The sequence below is a fragment of the Kitasatospora sp. NPDC006697 genome (assembly GCF_042869935.1).
Taxonomy (GTDB): domain Bacteria; phylum Actinomycetota; class Actinomycetes; order Streptomycetales; family Streptomycetaceae; genus Kitasatospora.
Genome location: NZ_JBIAGU010000032.1, coordinates 23,390 through 38,905, shown reverse-complemented (window position 1 = coordinate 38,905; position 15,516 = coordinate 23,390). Strand labels below are relative to the sequence as shown.

At 68.9% G+C, this 15,516-nt stretch carries 18 protein-coding genes and 2 pseudogenes; 10 read left to right on the top strand and 10 right to left on the bottom strand.

Annotated features, from left to right (window positions below; all coding sequences use genetic code 11):
* The first annotated feature begins 64 nt into the window (after positions 1–64).
* Positions 65–301: a hypothetical protein gene (locus tag ACFYNO_RS32755; RefSeq protein ID WP_388021053.1), complete on the top strand. Its 237-nt coding sequence runs from the start codon at positions 65–67 to the stop codon at positions 299–301.
* Positions 219–1,094 (top strand): SMI1/KNR4 family protein, encoded by an 876-nt coding sequence (locus tag ACFYNO_RS32750; protein WP_388021051.1) that lies wholly within the window; start codon positions 219–221, stop codon positions 1,092–1,094. Before ACFYNO_RS32755 ends, ACFYNO_RS32750 begins: the two co-directional genes overlap by 83 nt.
* A gap of 194 nt (positions 1,095–1,288) precedes the next feature.
* On the opposite strand, the gene ACFYNO_RS32745 is transcribed toward ACFYNO_RS32750, so the two are convergent.
* Together ACFYNO_RS32745 and ACFYNO_RS32740 are read right to left on the bottom strand one after the other, a co-directional pair.
* On the bottom strand, positions 1,289–2,329 hold the full coding sequence (locus ACFYNO_RS32745) for a Crp/Fnr family transcriptional regulator (RefSeq protein ID WP_388021049.1): 1,041 nt from the start codon (positions 2,327–2,329) through the stop codon (positions 1,289–1,291).
* Positions 2,326–2,601, bottom strand: a complete 276-nt coding sequence (locus tag ACFYNO_RS32740) for a hypothetical protein (RefSeq protein WP_388021047.1) — start codon at positions 2,599–2,601, stop codon at positions 2,326–2,328. The genes ACFYNO_RS32745 and ACFYNO_RS32740 overlap by 4 nt, the downstream gene beginning before the upstream one ends.
* Positions 2,602–3,239: 638 nt before the next feature.
* Between ACFYNO_RS32740 and ACFYNO_RS32735 the strand changes: the two genes are divergently transcribed.
* The 3 genes from ACFYNO_RS32735 (at position 3,240) to ACFYNO_RS32725 (ending at position 4,493) form a co-directional block, all read left to right on the top strand.
* Positions 3,240–3,473, top strand: a complete 234-nt coding sequence (locus tag ACFYNO_RS32735) for a hypothetical protein (protein WP_388021045.1) — start codon at positions 3,240–3,242, stop codon at positions 3,471–3,473.
* 97 nt (positions 3,474–3,570) lie between these two features.
* The gene (locus ACFYNO_RS32730) at positions 3,571–4,089 is read left to right on the top strand and encodes a hypothetical protein (RefSeq protein ID WP_388021043.1); all 519 of its coding nucleotides are present in this window, start codon (positions 3,571–3,573) and stop codon (positions 4,087–4,089) included.
* 155 nt (positions 4,090–4,244) lie between these two features.
* Complete coding sequence (locus ACFYNO_RS32725; protein WP_388021041.1) at positions 4,245–4,493, top strand: hypothetical protein; 249 nt, start codon at positions 4,245–4,247, stop codon at positions 4,491–4,493.
* Between the two features lie 361 nt (positions 4,494–4,854).
* Here ACFYNO_RS32725 and ACFYNO_RS32720 read toward each other — a convergent pair whose 3' ends face one another.
* Together ACFYNO_RS32720 and ACFYNO_RS32715 are read right to left on the bottom strand one after the other, a co-directional pair.
* Positions 4,855–5,013: a hypothetical protein gene (locus ACFYNO_RS32720; protein WP_388021039.1), complete on the bottom strand. Its 159-nt coding sequence runs from the start codon at positions 5,011–5,013 to the stop codon at positions 4,855–4,857.
* 490 nt (positions 5,014–5,503) lie between these two features.
* Positions 5,504–5,824, bottom strand: a pseudogene (locus ACFYNO_RS32715) (recombinase family protein); the annotation flags it as partial.
* Positions 5,825–6,028: 204 nt separating this feature from the next.
* Here ACFYNO_RS32715 and ACFYNO_RS32710 point away from each other — a divergent pair.
* From ACFYNO_RS32710 to ACFYNO_RS32695, 4 genes are all read left to right on the top strand, one after another.
* A complete protein-coding gene (locus tag ACFYNO_RS32710; protein ID WP_388021224.1) occupies positions 6,029–6,301 on the top strand; it encodes a hypothetical protein in 273 nt (90 codons plus the stop codon).
* Between the two features lie 105 nt (positions 6,302–6,406).
* Positions 6,407–8,014 carry a restriction endonuclease fold toxin-2 domain-containing protein gene (locus ACFYNO_RS32705; protein WP_388021037.1) on the top strand — a complete coding sequence of 536 codons (1,608 nt, stop codon included), beginning with the start codon at positions 6,407–6,409 and terminating at the stop codon, positions 8,012–8,014.
* Between the two features lie 35 nt (positions 8,015–8,049).
* Entirely contained in the window at positions 8,050–8,436 is a 387-nt protein-coding gene (locus ACFYNO_RS32700) for a hypothetical protein (RefSeq protein WP_388021035.1), read from the top strand.
* Between the two features lie 151 nt (positions 8,437–8,587).
* Positions 8,588–9,331 (top strand): hypothetical protein, encoded by a 744-nt coding sequence (locus ACFYNO_RS32695; RefSeq protein ID WP_388021033.1) that lies wholly within the window; start codon positions 8,588–8,590, stop codon positions 9,329–9,331.
* A 206-nt stretch (positions 9,332–9,537) separates the two neighbouring features.
* On the opposite strand, the gene ACFYNO_RS32690 is transcribed toward ACFYNO_RS32695, so the two are convergent.
* The gene (locus ACFYNO_RS32690; RefSeq protein WP_388021031.1) at positions 9,538–10,164 is read right to left on the bottom strand and encodes an IS3 family transposase; all 627 of its coding nucleotides are present in this window, start codon (positions 10,162–10,164) and stop codon (positions 9,538–9,540) included.
* A 222-nt stretch (positions 10,165–10,386) separates the two neighbouring features.
* Between ACFYNO_RS32690 and ACFYNO_RS32685 the strand changes: the two genes are divergently transcribed.
* Positions 10,387–10,701, top strand: coding sequence for a hypothetical protein (locus tag ACFYNO_RS32685; RefSeq protein WP_388021029.1), 315 nt, complete (start codon positions 10,387–10,389; stop codon positions 10,699–10,701).
* 23 nt (positions 10,702–10,724) lie between these two features.
* On the opposite strand, the gene istB is transcribed toward ACFYNO_RS32685, so the two are convergent.
* The 5 genes and pseudogenes from istB to ACFYNO_RS32660 form a co-directional block, all read right to left on the bottom strand.
* Positions 10,725–11,519, bottom strand: coding sequence for an IS21-like element helper ATPase IstB (istB, locus tag ACFYNO_RS32680; protein WP_388021027.1), 795 nt, complete (start codon positions 11,517–11,519; stop codon positions 10,725–10,727).
* A gap of 11 nt (positions 11,520–11,530) precedes the next feature.
* A complete protein-coding gene (gene istA / locus ACFYNO_RS32675; protein WP_388021222.1) occupies positions 11,531–13,150 on the bottom strand; it encodes an IS21 family transposase in 1,620 nt (539 codons plus the stop codon).
* A gap of 150 nt (positions 13,151–13,300) precedes the next feature.
* A pseudogene (locus ACFYNO_RS32670) lies at positions 13,301–13,923 on the bottom strand (IS3 family transposase); the annotation flags it as partial.
* Positions 13,924–14,060: 137 nt separating this feature from the next.
* Complete coding sequence (locus ACFYNO_RS32665) at positions 14,061–14,519, bottom strand: MarR family transcriptional regulator (RefSeq protein ID WP_388021025.1); 459 nt, start codon at positions 14,517–14,519, stop codon at positions 14,061–14,063.
* Positions 14,516–15,226, bottom strand: a complete 711-nt coding sequence (locus tag ACFYNO_RS32660; RefSeq protein WP_388021023.1) for a hypothetical protein — start codon at positions 15,224–15,226, stop codon at positions 14,516–14,518. Before ACFYNO_RS32660 ends, ACFYNO_RS32665 begins: the two co-directional genes overlap by 4 nt.
* Positions 15,227–15,516: the final 290 nt, after the last annotated feature.

The window sequence follows — 15,516 nt, the reverse complement described above, 5'->3', positions numbered from 1 at the left end:
GCACCACGCATGCAGCTCCTGCTCTTCGCCGGGGTGACGTTCGCCGCCTGGGAAGCCTGTATGGATGCCGAGGCGCTACTACGGGGCCGACCACGACGACCCTGACCTCGGCCCCCGAATCGGCCACGTCTACCGCGAGCTGTGCGGCGGCCCGCTGGACGGGCTGCTGGACGTGACCAGTACTGCCCGGAGGCGCCCCGCCGCCGCAACACCCGCTGGTGGCCGACCGTCCGGACCTGGCCCTCGCGTTCTCCCCGGACAACTGGAAGCCCCACAAAGCGCTCTGGAAGGCCCATGGTGAGCGCGAGGGCACCCGCGCGCTGATCGAGGTCCTGCTACTGGCTCGCCATCTGCCCCACGAGCATCTTCCGAGCTGGACAGCAGCAGGCGGTCAGCTGACCCATCACCACCTGATCAGGCCCTCGATCCGCCCTGACGGACGTGTGCGGCAGGATGACGCCATGCCGCAGCAGACACTGCCCCCATCGGAGTCATGGCGCCGGATCGAATCCTGGCTGGCGACGCACTCGGCCTCCGGCCTGGCGTTGCTGAACCCGCCGGCTACACCCGGCGAGCTTCGAGACGCCGAACAGGCCCTCGGCATCCGGTTGCCCAGCGATCTCGCTGATTCCTTGCGCTGCCACAACGGGCTGACCACTTGGGCGACCCTCGTGCCTGAGCAGTCGCCCCTCCCGGTGGGCGAAATCGTGGACCGCTGGAAGACCTGCATGGACGTCGCGACCGAGAACGACGGTCTGACCAGCCGGCCGTGGGATGACGAACCCTGGTGGCACCCGCTCTGGGTGCCCTGGGCCGAGAGCGCCGACGGCGGCGCACAGGTGATCGACCAGCGTCCCGGCCCGAGCGAGGGGCGTCTCGGCTGGGCGGGCCACAGCGGTGGGGGCGATTTCACCGACTCCTGGCCCGGCTTGGCAGATCTACTTCACGCCGTCGCGCTCGCGCTTCACGACGGTGGAGGGGTCCGCGGGCTGCACCCTTACCTCGCCACGCAGGGCGAGCTGTGGTGGGACGAAGTGGACTGCCAGGAACTGGACGGGCAGCCGCTGACACCCGCACCGATCGGACTGTCCTGACTGTCAGCCACAGACTCAAATTCAGCCGACCGTTCTTACTTCTCACCAACATCGAGCGGCGATCGCAGCACCTCGCGCTGCCAGCTCTCACCAACAATCCCTCTTCGTTCTCACCTACGCAGCCAGTCCCGGGATCACGGAGCTGCTGGAATGGCGTAGGGGCCTCCAGCTCACAGCAGCTGGAGGCCCCTCGGTCATTCGCCGACGCTGGCGTCCAGCTTGTACAGCCGGACGGCTTCCATCGTCAGCAGGTCCCTCAGTTCACCGGCCGACAACACCCCCGCCCCGATGGCGTGGGCCCTCGCTCGGACGTTGTGGAAGGCGGTGCTCGCCTCTTCGGTGGAGCGGAACTCGACAACGTGGTGGATGGTGGCGCCCCGGTCCTGGAGGATGCTGAGCCCTGAACTCGGGGCCCCTGGTGGGAGAAGGTACAGCTGCGGCGGGTCGTCGGGGAGGCTGGCCACGCATACCGAGGCGGGGGAGTCGAGCAGCTCCTGCCGATCCTCGCCGGTCCAACCGTTCTCCGGCTCCTCCTGCTCTTGGAGGAAGAGAGCGGAAGGGTCGCGCAGGTGGATCTCCCGGTACTTGGTGTCGATGACGCCGGCCTTCCTGAGGGACCTGAGGTGGTTCTCCACGGCCGGACGGCTGAGCCTGAGCACGCGGGCGATATCGCCCTGCGAGATATGGATGGGTTGCCGTTCAGGGTGAGGTCGCCCGCTGAAGAGGTCCTGCAGCAGCAGGTTGATCCGCTCTGCCACGGGCCGGTTCAGGTTCTGGTAGTCCCGCTGGGTCTTGTGGAGCCTGTTGCTGATGACCGAGCAGAACGCGGCCATGTTGGTGGGATGGTTGTGCAGGAAGCCGCGGAACGACTTCGTGGACATCGCCGCGAGGGTGACGATCCCCGTGGTGCGGACCCCCTGGGGCATCCTCGCCCCGAAGAGGGAGCTGTCGCCGATGATGTCGCCGGGGCCGCGGAGGGTGAGGAAGAGGTTGCCGTCGGGCTGCTCGATCTCATGGGTGACCCACCCGTCCAGGAGGAGCAGGATGGCGGCACCGATGCTCAGGGTGGCGCCCGGGGAGGCCCCGCGGAGGTTGGCTGAGTTCAAGAAGGCGGCGCACTGGTCTTCGCGGAGCAGGCGCAGGAAGCTGTTCTTCGGGACCCGCTCGAGAAGGTCGCCGGTTCCGGGAGGGCGACGCCAGCGGGTGGGCGGGAGCGTGTTCGGGGGCTGGGTCACGGCTGGGGCCGTCCTTCGGGCGGGAGGCCTGGCTGGGGTGTGGCGGTGGCCGTGGTCGGTGTGCTGGCCACAGCGGGTGCAGCCGTCGATCCGGTGAGGGCGGTGATCACGGGGGGCAGTGCCCCAAGGAGTGCGCCGATGGCCCCGATGACCAGCACGATCGTGGCTGGGGTGGTGATGGAGAGCTTCTTGATGGCATAGACCGATGCCGCCACCGCACTGAAGAAGATCAGCACGGCGGCGAGCACGGCCGGCTCCTGGCCGGTCAACACGGTGGGGGTGTACCTCTTTCTGACGGAGTTGCAGTTTTTGGCGGGTTCTGAAAGTCCGTCACACTGGTTCCTGTGCAGCCTTGGTAGGGCTGGAACGCAGTGCTTCGGGTCGTGCAAGGATACGCCAGACGCGGGTGTCACATTTGCGCGTGCCGGACTCATCTCCAGCATGACAATGGCCTAGCACGTAGTCAAAAGTGCTCCGCACAACGGAAACGGTGGGGAGTCCTCACTTCGAAGAGAATGAACTCCCTACTGGTATGGAGGCAGAGGGGGTATTCCTGTCCGAAGTCCCGCCGAATAGGGAATTTCCACTCCCTCGCCCTGCTTCAATAGACACAGCTGACGGAGTTGCAACCTTGGCGGGTTCGACACGGAGCACGGTCGGTGACCGCTCGGGGGTGGTACCCCGGGAAGCCCGGCCACGACGTGGACCATAGATTCCACGGCAGATTGAGCCCTGACCCTTCGGGTCGGGGCTCTTTTGCATTCTCGCCCGGCAAGTCAGTCGGAGGCAGAGGTGATCGGCGGGTAGTTCCGGAAGTTCAGCACGATCAGCGCGAGCGACCGGTCGGTCACACGGCTTCCCGGGGAAGTGCCCCTGGCGCACTGCCAGTGCCCCGTGTCACGGTCTGTATATGACCGAGATCACTTCCGCCACCGTGACCAAGACGCCCAGCAGGCCGCTGCGGCCGGCGGACCTGCCGATCCACGTCCCGTTGATTGGCGGCGAGACCACCCTCTCCTTCCTGCAGCGCACGGCAGCACTCCGGTATTCGCCGACCGCCTGGGCTGGCCGCGGCGCGCTCCGCTACCGCACCCTGGCCAGCGCCCGAATGCGCTGGACCATCCCTGCAGGGAGGGAAGGATAACCGTGATTATCCTTCCCTTCGCTGGGCTTCGTCCGAACGGGGGAGGGGCCGGCCGGGTCGGCTCCGCAGGCACCGCGGCACGGCCTACCGTGCCGCCATGACGCCCGTTCCCGTGACCCCCAGCCCGCTGCTGACGGACTGGATCACCGCCGGGGCGACTGGCTTCGCGGCGCTCGGCACCGTCGGCGCGTTCATCGTTGGCCTGTGCCTGTATCGGAGGGAAGCTGCCCGGGATGAGAAGCAGCGGGAGCGCGAGCGACGAAGCCAAGCCCGGCTGGTCTACGGCTACGCAATGATCCGCGAGAGACCCCAGCCCGAGGGGGCGGAAACCAGCCGAACATCGCCAGCGTTCGTGATCATCAACAGCAGCGATCAGCCGATCTACGAGGTCACGCTGGTCAAGCCCGGCACTCGCACTGACAGTCACTACACAGTGATCCACCCCGGGGGCGAGCGGATCGAGTGGATGGGCAGCTCGGACGCCAGGCACCTGGGGGTAGGAGGCCGACTCATCGTCCCGGTGTCCTTCGACTTCACCGACTCCGATACCGTCCGCTGGCATCGCGGCCCGCAGGGTGAACTCGTCGAAGTACCGCCGCAGGCATCGGGCTTGTGATCCCCGAGGGGAGAGGATTGATCATTATCCTTCCCTTTTTCTGCGCCATCCGCCGCCGAATAAACCGGCCGTCCCAGGGTTCACCGAGTGAACAGCACCGCGCCAGACGGTGCGCCGCGGGCCGCCGCCGGGCCACCCTCGGCGACCATGGCGCCATGACCGACGAGACGACCGAGCCGACCGCGATCACCCTCGACGAGGCCCAACTCGTTCCGGGCTGCCGCCCGGCCATGGATGTGGTGTTCGAGGCGTTCCGCCTCTACCTCGCCTCCGGCGTGGACCGCGCGGCCCCTTGTACCGACCCGGACGCCGCCCGTACCCTCCCGGCCGCCCTCGTCCAGGCGTCCGCCGCCCTCGAGCAGGCGCGCGCCGCACTCGAAGCGCGCACCCTCGACATCGGCTGACCCTCCACCATCGAACCCACCTGTTCGGCGACCTGGCGGCCCCTCTGATCAGGACTGTCACCCGCGAGAGGTCCCTCCCATACCGCCTTCGGCACGCCAATTCGGTGCGTCTCGGCGACAAAGCCGACGGCAAGCGAGGGGGGTGTGCTAGGGGCAGACACGCTATGGTCGTGCGCGCGGGTCACACCCATAAAATTTATCTTCACTGGCTGGACTCGCACTGGCACTGGCTGAGCTGGCCGTCCGACCGGGGGCGCGCCTCCCCTTGGTCGACCGGACGACCAGCTCAACTCACGCCCTCGCAGGTGCAGTACCGACGGTCCGACCGTTCCCGCGGTCGGGCCGTCCTGCTGCCCAGGGCCTATCGCTCGCCGTCCTCCAGGCGGTCGATCAGGTCCCACACCTTGACGATGAGCGGAGCCAGCCGAGAAGCCGTCTCCACCCAGTCCGTCCAGTTCCTGCGACGCTCCCCGGGCCTCGCGGGCCCGTCGGCCGGCTCCATCTGCTGGGGCTCGTCCACAGAGCGCCCCCTCCCTGGTTCCAGGTCCGAAGACCGCACCGACCGCCCATGCGGCCGGCTGCCCGAGGGGAGCTAACGCTCCGCCAGGGCGGGAGAGGCGACAACACTGTAGCGAGACACGCGGCCAACCCCGCCCCGCACGTGACTGGCTTTGGATAGCCCAGCCCCACCAACAACTGCAACCACCAAGACCACGGCCGCAAGCACAAACCCGCCCACACACAGGTGATCGACTGCTCGGGGTCGGGCAGCAGCGTGCGGGCGGCCTGGATGATCTCGGTGGTGGCAACGGTGGGCCGGCCGCCGACCCGGCCGCGGGCGGCGTCCAGGCCCTCGCGGGGCGCCGGAGACGATCAGCTCGCGGATGAACTGGGCGAGGGTGGCGAAGACGTGGAAGACGAGCCGGCCGCCGGGGTCGTGGTGTCCAGGCGCTCGTGCAGCGAACAGAAACCGATCTCGCGGCGCCGCAGGTCGCCGACCTGTTCACCAGATCCTTCAGCGAGCGGCCGTAGCGGTCGAGCGCGGGGACCACCAGGGTGTCGCCCGGGGCGAGGAAGGCGTGGCAGGCCTTCAGCTCGGGCCGCAGGTCGTCCTTGCCGGACTTCTTGTCGGCGAAGATGTGGCGGCACCCGGCGGCGGTGAGGGCGTCGAGCTGGCGGTCGAGCTTCTGCCCGCCGGTGGAGGCCCGGGCGTAGCCGATGAGGATCTCGGTGCGGTGGGCGGGTTCGGCGCCCAGGAGGTCGAGGGCGCGCTGGTGATCAGCTTCAAAAAACCATCGTTGATCCAGCTCTCCGGCGGTCGGTTCCTGCACGCCGCGCTGCCCGAGCTCCTCGCCGGCCTCGCCACCGCGGTGACCGTGGCCGCCGCCACCGCCGTGCTCCGTGCGGTGCTACCCGGCCGAAGCGGTCGCGTACCTCCACCGCACACCGGGGACACTGACCGGGCCGGAGCACAGGTAGCAACTGTTCCCGCGGCTTGCGAGACGTTGTCAGCGCCGGTTGGGACGCTGGCCTGCATGGATGACGAGGCGCTGCTGCGGGGCCGGGTGTCGGGGGCCGACCATGACGATCCCGACCCCGGGCCCAGGCCCGGCCACGCCTACCGCGAGCTGTGCGGTGGCCCGCTGGACGGCCTGCTGCTGGACGTGACCGGCTGGGACACCGAGCAGTTGGCCGACGGCGCGGCGCTGGCCACCGAGGTCGGGAGGTTCGGGCCGGGCGGGCGCGCTCACTACGAGCCGCGCCCGGCCGATCCGCTCCGCTGGGACTGGGCCGGCGACACTCCCTGAGCCTGCGGGTCGGTCCGGCGGCTCCGGGGAGTGGGCGCAGCCCTTCAGCGCCGTCGCAGCGGGGTGTTACGGTCGGGAGCTGGACGGGCATGCCGAGGGGGGCCGATGGGGTCGAACGCTGTTCAGGGCGGTTCGGGGTTCCGGGTGGATCCGGGGACGGTCTTCCAGGCGTCGGTGCAGTTCCTCGACACCCGCGACTTCGTGTTCAACATCGCCAGCGGCGTTGTCGGCGACTTGGCCTCCACCGCCGGGATGGCCGGCGACGACAGCACCGCGCACTCCTTCGCCTCGAAGTACGAGCCGGCGGCGAAGGCGATCGTGGACGCGATCGACAAGTCCGGCATGGGGATGGCCGCGATCTCCAGCCGGCTGCTGACGATGGCCACCAACTACCTGGCGACCGAGGACTCCATCGCCGCTGCGCTCACTGGGAAGATCGACACCCAGTCCGGGTTGCAGCCCACCGGCGACCAGTGCGATCCGACGAACGCTTCCGCTTCCCTGCCGATGGTGACTGGTTCCAAGCAGGTCCACGAGATCCCCGTCATCGGGAAGTTCTGGCCCCAGGGCGACCCCGACAAGCTTCGGCATGCCGCCCAGGTCTGGGCGAAGTGCGCCTCCCTGATCGATACCGCGCAGAGCAACGCGGCCGGCCACGCCTCGGTGATCAAGGCGGAGTGCGACGGGCAGGCGTTCGAGGCGTTCCACGCCTATGCCGCCACGATCTACGCCGACCGGCCGCAGGGCGGCACAACCACCTCCGCCGGCCTGCCGCTGATGGAGAACCTGTCCGCGGCCTGCCGGGTCATGCACGACACCTGCCAGAAGTACGCCGACGCGATCGACACCTGCCGCGACACCCTGATCGGCCTGGCCACCACCGCCGGCCTCGTCACCGCCGGCGGCATCCTGCTCACCGTCTTCACCTTCGGCGGCTCCGACGCCGCCGCGGCGGCCGCGGACGCTGGGATCGCGGCCGAGGCCGCTGCCGCGGCGGATGCGCTCGCGACCGCCGAAGCCGACGCCGCGGCGGCCGCAGCCGTCGCCGAAGCCGAGCAGATCGTGGCGCAGCTGGCGGCGAAGCTGGCCGTGACCGCCGGCGTCACGACCGCGGCGCTCGCCACCTCGGCGGTAGGTGCGGACGCCGCGACCCCGCCCGGGATGAACCTGGCCGCGGCCTCCGCGCCCCCGCCCACGCCGGTCACGGCGAAAGGAAACGCGATCCTGCCGCCGATCGGCCCGCCCGACCCGCCGCCCTACCCGCTGTTCACGCCGGCCCAGCAGGCCGCAGCCGCCGCCTGGGCAGCCGGCCTGCCGGACCGCGGCCCGCACTACGGCACCCCCGCCGACCGCGCCTACCAGGTGCAGGTCGCCGGCAGCCCGGAACGCCAGGTCCCCGGCGCCAACGGCGAGACCGTGTGGGCCGACGGCTACCGGCCGGCAGACGGAGCGCTGATTGACGCGAAGAACGTCCGCAAGATGGGCTGCAGCCCGCGAACCCTGGAAGGCCTGCGGGAGGAGAAGTTCATGAGCAAGAAACTCTCCATGGACGACTCCGACGAGTTCAGCCGCTACCAGGCCGCGATCAACAACCCGGCCAACCACGCCCAGTACCTCGAGGTCGACACCCCCGACCCCTCCACCGTCGGATACTGGCAGTTCATCCTCGCCGCGAACCACGTCACCAAGAGCAACGTCCGCGTCGTCCCCTGACCACCGGCCAGAACCCAGAACCGGGAGCCCACTTCATGGACCGAGTCCTCATCGCCGCCGCCCCCGGCACGACCTGGCCGCTGCGCCGCGAGGAGTTCCACGCCAGCCTCGTGGAGCGCTTCCCCGAAGCCCGCTGCTACGAGAAGCACGAGCCGGTCAACCGGGTTGACTACCTCGGCTTCTACGTCGACCTCGACGGGACCGAGCGCCACGGCAACTACTTCGAGGGCAGCCACCTGACCCTTGAGGATGCTGAGCCGCAGGAGTGGGCGCCGACCATCGAGTGGTTCCTGACGCTTCTGCCGGTGGCCGCACCGGTGGTGGCCGTCCTCGAATCGAACCCCGACGCACTGGCACCCCTGCCCCCGCGCGCCACCGCCGAGGAGATCCGCGCGGCCCTGGCCGAACTCATCACCGAGTAGCGCCTGCGGGCGCTTCTTCTGGCCTCCGGGCACCACCTCGTGCTGCTGCTCATCCGGCTGACGAGAAGTGACCGCCAGGCCGCCCGGGCGTTGATCGGGCACCGGGCCCCCGCAGCGTTGCGCTGGCCCGGTTCACCGTGAGGGAGCCGCAATGCACAGCAGCCTGAGAATCGACGGGCACACGATCGAGGGCATCGTCCTGCGCGGTGGCCAGTTCCCCGAGGACTGGGCCGAGCAGCGCCGGCATCTGCCCGCCTGGGGCACCCTGGTCGAGATCCCCGCGGTGCTGGAACTCCTCGACTTGGTCGCGGCCGGACACCTCGACGCTTCCCTGGCTCGCTGGTTCATGGCCCGCATGGGCGAGAGCGTCATCCGCACAGTGGATCCGCACGGCTGCGGAACGAAGGGCTGCGTCGAGGGGAATCACTGCCGAGGCGAGTTCAAGGAGGAGCGCCTGGAGGAGCTTCTTCGCCGGGAGCGGGTCGCCTCCTACCTCGCCGCCCGGCCCGCCCCGCCGCAGCAGCCTGTCTCCCATCCCTGCCAGCCGTGTGGAGACTGCTCCGCGTGCTCCTGCTACGACGGCGCCCCGGGCCGCTGCCAGAAGTGCCGATGGATCCGCTCCGCTCGCACCCGCGCCCGTCAGGACGTCAGCCGCTGGAACGATGGCGTCGCGGCCGGGTGCACCTATGCGGTGACGGAGCGTCGGCTTCACCGCTGGAACTGCCCCACCCTGGGCAGCGCCGACGAACGCCTGGCCGCGTTCGAGGAACTTCTCGAGGAGACCGGCGGCCGCGTCGACTGGACCAGGCTCCCTACCCTCCACACCCCGGACGAACTGCGCCGCACGGGCAACCAGACCAGGCGCTGCGCGACCTGCGGCCCAGACCCGTTGTAGGCCGGTGCAGACCAGAAAGTGAGTGGTTCCTCGGGGCGGCTCGGTTCGGGCGGGCGGCCCGCCCGTCCTCGATCGCAGTGCGCAGATGCTTGCTCAACTCCGGGGGCTCCCACGCGCGGCCCGACCCGTCCTCGGCCCCCGCTCCCACACCCGGGCGCAGGCGGCCAGCTGCGCCGAGGTGAACCGCCCCGGGTTCGGTAGAGATCTCAGGTTGTGGCTGTGACCAGGGGTTTCGTGGTCGACAGGTAGTAGTTCTGCTCGTACTCGGCAGGCGGGACGTGGCCTATCTCACCGTGGAGTCGGCGGCGGTTGTACCAGTCGGCCCACTCGGCGGTGGCGAGCTCGACGTGGGAGAGGGTCTTCCAGGGCCGCTGGGGCTTGATCAACTCCGTCTTGAACAGTCCGATCGTGCTTTCCATGAGGGCGTTGTCGTAGGCGTCGCCGACGGATCCGATCGAGGCTGCGATGCCGGCGGCGTCCAGGTGCTCGGCGAGCCGGAAGCTCGTGTACTGCGACCCGGCGTCCGAGTGATGTATCAACTCGCCTCGCTGATGGGGGAATCCGTCACGGTCGCGCTGCCACAGCGCCATGTCCAGCGCGTCCAGGACGAGCCGGGTCTCCTTGGAGGTCGCGGCCGACCAGCCGACGATGCGGCGGGAGAAGGTGTCCACGACGAAGGCGACGTAGACGACTCCGGACCAGGTGGCGATGTGGGTGAAGTCGGCGACCCAGCAGCGGTTCGGCGCGCTGGCGACGAACTGGCGGTCGACCAGGTCCGGGGCGCGTTCGGCGGCCGGGTCCGCGATGGTGGTGATGACCTTCTTGCCGCGCACGGCGCCGGTGGCTGCGTAGGTGACAACGGAGAGCAGTTGTCGACGGGTTTCGAGAGCGGGCGATGTCCTGGCGCCGGGAAAATATTGTTGAGATCTAGCAGCACCGGCGCGTCGGCACTCAGGCTTCCTGGAGGTGGCCGAGGAAGCAGGTCGAGCGGTCATCCGGCGACTTCGCGGGAGCTGACTCCCGCAGAGCCTGGCCTGTGAGGCATGATCTCGAACATGAGCGAACCGGAACTGGACCTGCTCTCACGGCTGTGGGAAGAGCACATGCGCGCGCCGTTCCCACCACACATTCGCGGCCGGGAGATCGAAGGCGAAGACATGGTGCTACTGGACGCGGACATCGCCGGCTGCGTCTCCTCGTCGCTGTCGGGACCTCTTGACGAGAAGCGCCGCAGGACCCTTCTCAGCTGCCTCGCGGCCGTTGAGAAGGTCCTGCCGTCGGTCGATGAGGACGGCGCGGTCGAGTACTACAGGCGCCTGCGGGAAATGGCCGCGCTGGCGGTCGAACTCGGGAACGCCAACGCCCGGTAGCGTCTAGCGATGCGGGCGGTGGATCAGCCGACGGCTTGCTGTTCGGCGCGGGCGCGGGTGCTGGCGAGCCGGTAGGAGTCGGTGCCGGTCTCGATGATGGTGCCGTTGAAGGTCAGGCGGTCGACGATGGCCGCGCAGAGGCGAGGGTCGGTGAAGGTCTTGGTCCAGCCGGCGAACGATTCGTTCGAGGCGATGGCCACGCTGTTCTTCTCCTCACGTTCGGTCAGAACCTGGAAGAGCAACTCAGCGCCGCGGCGGTCGAGTTCCATGTAGCCCAGCTCATCGATGCAGAGCAGGTCGACGCGGCCGTAGCGGGCGATGGTCTTGGCGAGCTGCTTCTCGTCGGCGGCTTCCACGAGCTCGTTGACGAGTTTGGTGGCCAGCACGTACTTGACTCGGAAGCCGGCCATCGCGGCCTCGGTGCCGAGCGCGATCAGCAGGTGGGACTTGCCGGTGCCGGAGTCTCCGATCAGGCAGAGCGGCAGGCTCTTCTTGATCCACTCGCAGGCCGCGAGGGTATGGATCGTCGCGGGGTCGATGTTCGGGTTCGCATCGAAGTCGAACTTCCGCAGCGACTTGTCCCGGGGGAAGCCGGCGGCCTTGATCCGCCGTTCCGACCGTCGCCGGGCCCGGTCGTCGCACTCGGCCATCAGCAGCTCGGAGAGGAAGCCGAGGTAGGACATCTGCTCGCGGGCCGCGGTGTCTGCGAGCTCGGGGAACTGGGCTCGGATGGTGGGCAGCCGCAGCATCCGGCAGGCCTGGTCGATCGCGGCGGTGGCGGCCTGCTCGGTGATTCCTCGCTGACGGGGGAAGGTCACGGCGTTCTCCTTCAAGGGGTCGGGCGGTCCGGTCGGCGGTGTCGCAGCAGTTGGTCGTAGTGGGCCACTGAGGGCAGCGGCCTCGTGTCGGGCGGAAGCTGGGCCAGGCGCCGCTCGGTGAGCGAGGTCACCGTGGCCCGGTCGGTGGCGGGCGGTTCCGGTTCTGCGGGAGTCCTTGTGTCGGCCTCGGCGGCCTTGCGGGCCTCCAGCGCGACCGCGTCGGCGGTCAGCGCGCCCGATCGGAGGGCTGCGGCGAGACCTGCGACGAGGTGTTCGTGGGGCAGATGCCGGCCCAGCAGCAGGACCTCGATCAGCGCCCGGGTGCCCTCGCGCTCGCCGTGGGCCTTGCGGGCGGCCGCCCACCAGGCGTCGTGGACCGGGGTAAACCGCCCGGCCGAGCGGGCCTGGTCGAGCGCGGTCGCCCCGGGCAGTGCACCGGGCTTGCGAACCAGGGCCTCCAGGTAGTGGTCCAGATCGAGCCGGGTGCCGCCCTTGGCGATCAACCGCTCGTGCCGGGCGACCTCCTCCCGGCCGTCGTAGACGACCAGCTCGGAGGCGTGCAGCATCACCCTCACCGTCCGGCCGATCAGCCGCACCGGCACCGAGTAGCGGTTGTTGCGCACCCCGATCTGGCTGTAGCGGTCAACCCTCGGGGTGAACAGCCGGCCCGTTTCGAACGGTTCGTCCGGCAGCGGCGCCAGCAGCGGCCGCTCGACGGCGAAGTACTCGCCGATGGTGCGGGGACGGGATCGGATCCGCCTGGCCTCGTCCTCCTCGTCCCACCGGTCGATCATCGCGTTGAGCTCGGCTAGCGTGGCCACTTCCGGGACGGGGACCAGGTGGTTGCGGCGGAACCAGCCGATCTGTCCCTCGACACCACCCTTCTCGTGGGCACCGCCGATGCCGGGCTGGCAGTAGAGGACATCCAGGCCGTAGTGCGAGCGGAACGCGGTCCACCGCTCGGCCTCCACCCGCTGCCGGGAGAAGCCCAGCACCCGGGCAACAGCAGCCCTAAGGTTGTCATAGCGGACCCTCCCGGTCGGCACCCCGCCCAGCACGTTGAGAGCGTGGACGTGGCCCTCGAAGAACGCCTCCTGCCCGCAGGACGCGAAGATGCGGTGCACCGCCTTGCCCGAGTAGGACAGCCGGAACGCGAACAGGTAGCAGGTCACCAACTCGCCGGCCAGACGCACCGTCACATCCCCGAAGTCGACCTCCGCCTCCGCCCCGGGCTTGTGCGTCTGCGGGACGAACGCGTCCACCACACCCCGGCCCGCCTGCAGGCGGATCTCCCCGCGCCGCTCGACCACGTAGCCGCGGACCATCTGGTACGAGATCTCGTCGGCACCGTGCTCGTCCACCAGCCGGTCGAAGATCCGCTTCACGGTGTGGCGCTGTTTGCGCGGGGCATCGAGATCTGTTCGCAGCATCTGGTCGATCAGCGGCTTGAACGGATCCAGCCTCGTCGCCCTGGGCGCCTGCTTTTTGCGCGGCTCCGGCCAAGCCGACTCCAGGGCCTTCTTCACCGTCAGGAAGCCGACCCCGTACTTCCGCTGCAGGGCACGCTGCGACAGGCCGGCGCGCGAGTCACGGCGGATCGCCGCGTACAGATCGACCTTGGACTTCGGCAGCACCCGGGCCCCCTCGCCGTGCAGAGCACAACCATGGTCCCGAAGCAAGCACCGGGGTGCTCTCAAAACTCGGCGACATCACTCTCCCGTGGCATCGGGTGCTCTCGCCGCCGAGCGACAGGTGCTCTCACAACTCACCTATAAAGCCACGCCGGTGATGCCGAGTTCGCGCATGAGGCGTTCGACGGTGCAGCGGGCAACCGCGTGGCCTTGCCGGCCCAGCTCCCGCCAGACCTTCCGGGCCCCGGAGACGCGGTAGTTGGCGTTGTAGACCTCCTTGATCAGCGGCTTGAGTTCCTCGTCGCGAACGGTGCGGACGGAGGGCGAGGCCACGCGCTGGTGGTGGGCGTAGTAGGTGGAGGGGGCGATGCTGCAGCCGTGCTCGGTCAGTACGCGGCAGATCGGCTCGACGCCGCCGAAGCGGCCCCGGTGCTCGTCGATGAACGCTACGAGCGAAGGTGTGGCCGGTCGAGCTCGGCCGCGAAGAAACTCGCTGCGGCCTTGAGGATCTCGTTGGCGCGCTTGAGCTCGGCGATCTCCTTCTTCATCGCCTTGATCTGCGCGGATTCCTCCGTGGTCGTGCCCGGGCGCTGCCCGGAGTCGACCTGGTCCCGTCGCACCCAGTTGCGCAGGGTCTCGGCGGAGCCGATGCCCAGCTTCTCCGCGACGGTCCGCAGCGCGGCCGACTCGTTCGGGTAGTCGCCGAGGACCTCGGCGACCATGCGCACCGCACGACGGCGCAGCTCAGGCGGGTAGGAGGAAGGACGTGCCATGACTCGAATCCTCACACGAAATCGAGTCCCCATCGAACCCGGGGCGGTTCAGTAGCGCCCGGGCCAGAGCCGAATGACGCGCGGCGAAGCTTGGTGGCCACCTGAACGGAGTGGTTCATCGAGTCCTGATCACGGGATCAGCCGACAGCGGGAAGCACGCGGATATTGCCGGCCTGGCGGGTCTTCGCCTTCGCCTTCTTCTTGCGCTGCTCGGCGAGCTGGTCCCTGTAGGCCGCGGCGGCCCGCTGGTAGGCCGCCACGTAGTCGGGGTGATCGAGGCGGTGCTCGGCCGGCATGACCGCGATGGCGGCGACGCACTCCTCAGGGCTGCGATAGGGCGCGATCATGGCGTTGAGCTGGTACGTGCCGTTCTTGACCCGCTTCACGAGATGGGCGAGTTCGAGGTCGCGCATGCCGGTGATGACGGTCGCGCGCGAGATCTTGACCAGCTTGGCGATCTCGTCCTGGTTCTGGACGAGGCGTCCGCCCGGCTCGCTGTACGCACGGAGCTTGAGCAGGATCCGATAGGCCGCGGGGCCCATCTCCAGGTCGGCGACGACGCCGTCCGCGTTCACCGCTGCGAAGTGCAGAGTCACGAGGTCCTCCCCTTGTCCTGTCGGGCCTTGCGTCGCGCGGCCCGTTCCTCGGCCCGCGCCCTGCGCAGTTCCTCGATCGCGGTCCGCATCGCCTCCAAGGACGGGAAGCGAACCCGGTCCGGTAGGCCGGTGTTGCCCCGGATCTCGGAGATCCTATCGGCCTGCTCCACTCGAATGACCTTGGCCGGCTGACCCTCGCTCGCGGGGACGAACTCGGCCACCCGGTACGAGTACGGGGGATTGAACTGATAGAGGCCGGGCTTCACCTTGTAGACGATCCCGTGCTCCATGATCTCCTGGAGAGCATCGTTGATCTTGGGGCGGGTGATGTCCAGAACGGTGCCCATCTCCTCCTGCGTCAGCTCGATCCGTCCGCCCGCCCGCTGACAGGCGATCATCAGGATGATGATCCGCAAGGGGAGGGCCTCCCGGAAGAACTGGGCGATGACCAGAAAGAACTCCTGGCTGTCCAGCGAGAAGGAGCCTTGCTGGTTTGGCTTGCCCGAGTAGATCTCCAGCGGCCTCTGCCGGGCACTCACGGAGACCTTGCGGTCCGGGTAGCGCTCGGCCAGGTCGTCAAGGCCGGACACCGAGGGAACCGGAGCCAGAGGCGAGCTGAAGGCGCTCACTGGATCTGCGAGAGGCAGCGGGGGCTGCTGCGGGTTGGCGCGCGGTGAACTGCGGCGGCGCGTGGGCTCGGTCGGCACGGGCTGGGTCTCCCACGGTCGCGGTCAGGTTGATCACTGCGGGACCAGCAGTATGTCAGAACCCTTTGACAGGAATGTCGGACCCTTGCGACATTCCGCGTGTCGCGTGTCCCCTCAGCGGGGACATCGATCCCAACCGTGTTCCCTCTGAGGGGACACACGCGGATCCGGCCGAAGCCTCCCAGAATGTCAAAGGGTTTTGACCATTCGACCGGCACCGAGTCAGGATCTTTGACATTCCGACTCTCGGGTGTCCCCTCAGTCGATACACGCCGAGGTCATGGCGTACC

Excerpts from the sequence above, each read along its gene's own strand:
- ACFYNO_RS32730 (WP_388021043.1), top strand. The coding sequence starts at position 3,571 with ATGACGCCCGTTCCCGTGACCCCCAGCCCGCTGCTGACGGACTGGATC.
- ACFYNO_RS32685 (WP_388021029.1), top strand. The coding sequence starts at position 10,387 with ATGAGCGAACCGGAACTGGACCTGCTCTCACGGCTGTGGGAAGAGCAC.
- ACFYNO_RS32735 (WP_388021045.1), top strand. The coding sequence starts at position 3,240 with ATGACCGAGATCACTTCCGCCACCGTGACCAAGACGCCCAGCAGGCCG.
- ACFYNO_RS32710 (WP_388021224.1), top strand. The coding sequence starts at position 6,029 with ATGGATGACGAGGCGCTGCTGCGGGGCCGGGTGTCGGGGGCCGACCAT.
- ACFYNO_RS32755 (WP_388021053.1), top strand. The coding sequence starts at position 65 with ATGCCGAGGCGCTACTACGGGGCCGACCACGACGACCCTGACCTCGGC.
- ACFYNO_RS32725 (WP_388021041.1), top strand. The coding sequence starts at position 4,245 with ATGACCGACGAGACGACCGAGCCGACCGCGATCACCCTCGACGAGGCC.
- ACFYNO_RS32705 (WP_388021037.1), top strand. The coding sequence starts at position 6,407 with ATGGGGTCGAACGCTGTTCAGGGCGGTTCGGGGTTCCGGGTGGATCCG.
- ACFYNO_RS32700 (WP_388021035.1), top strand. The coding sequence starts at position 8,050 with ATGGACCGAGTCCTCATCGCCGCCGCCCCCGGCACGACCTGGCCGCTG.
- ACFYNO_RS32695 (WP_388021033.1), top strand. The coding sequence starts at position 8,588 with ATGCACAGCAGCCTGAGAATCGACGGGCACACGATCGAGGGCATCGTC.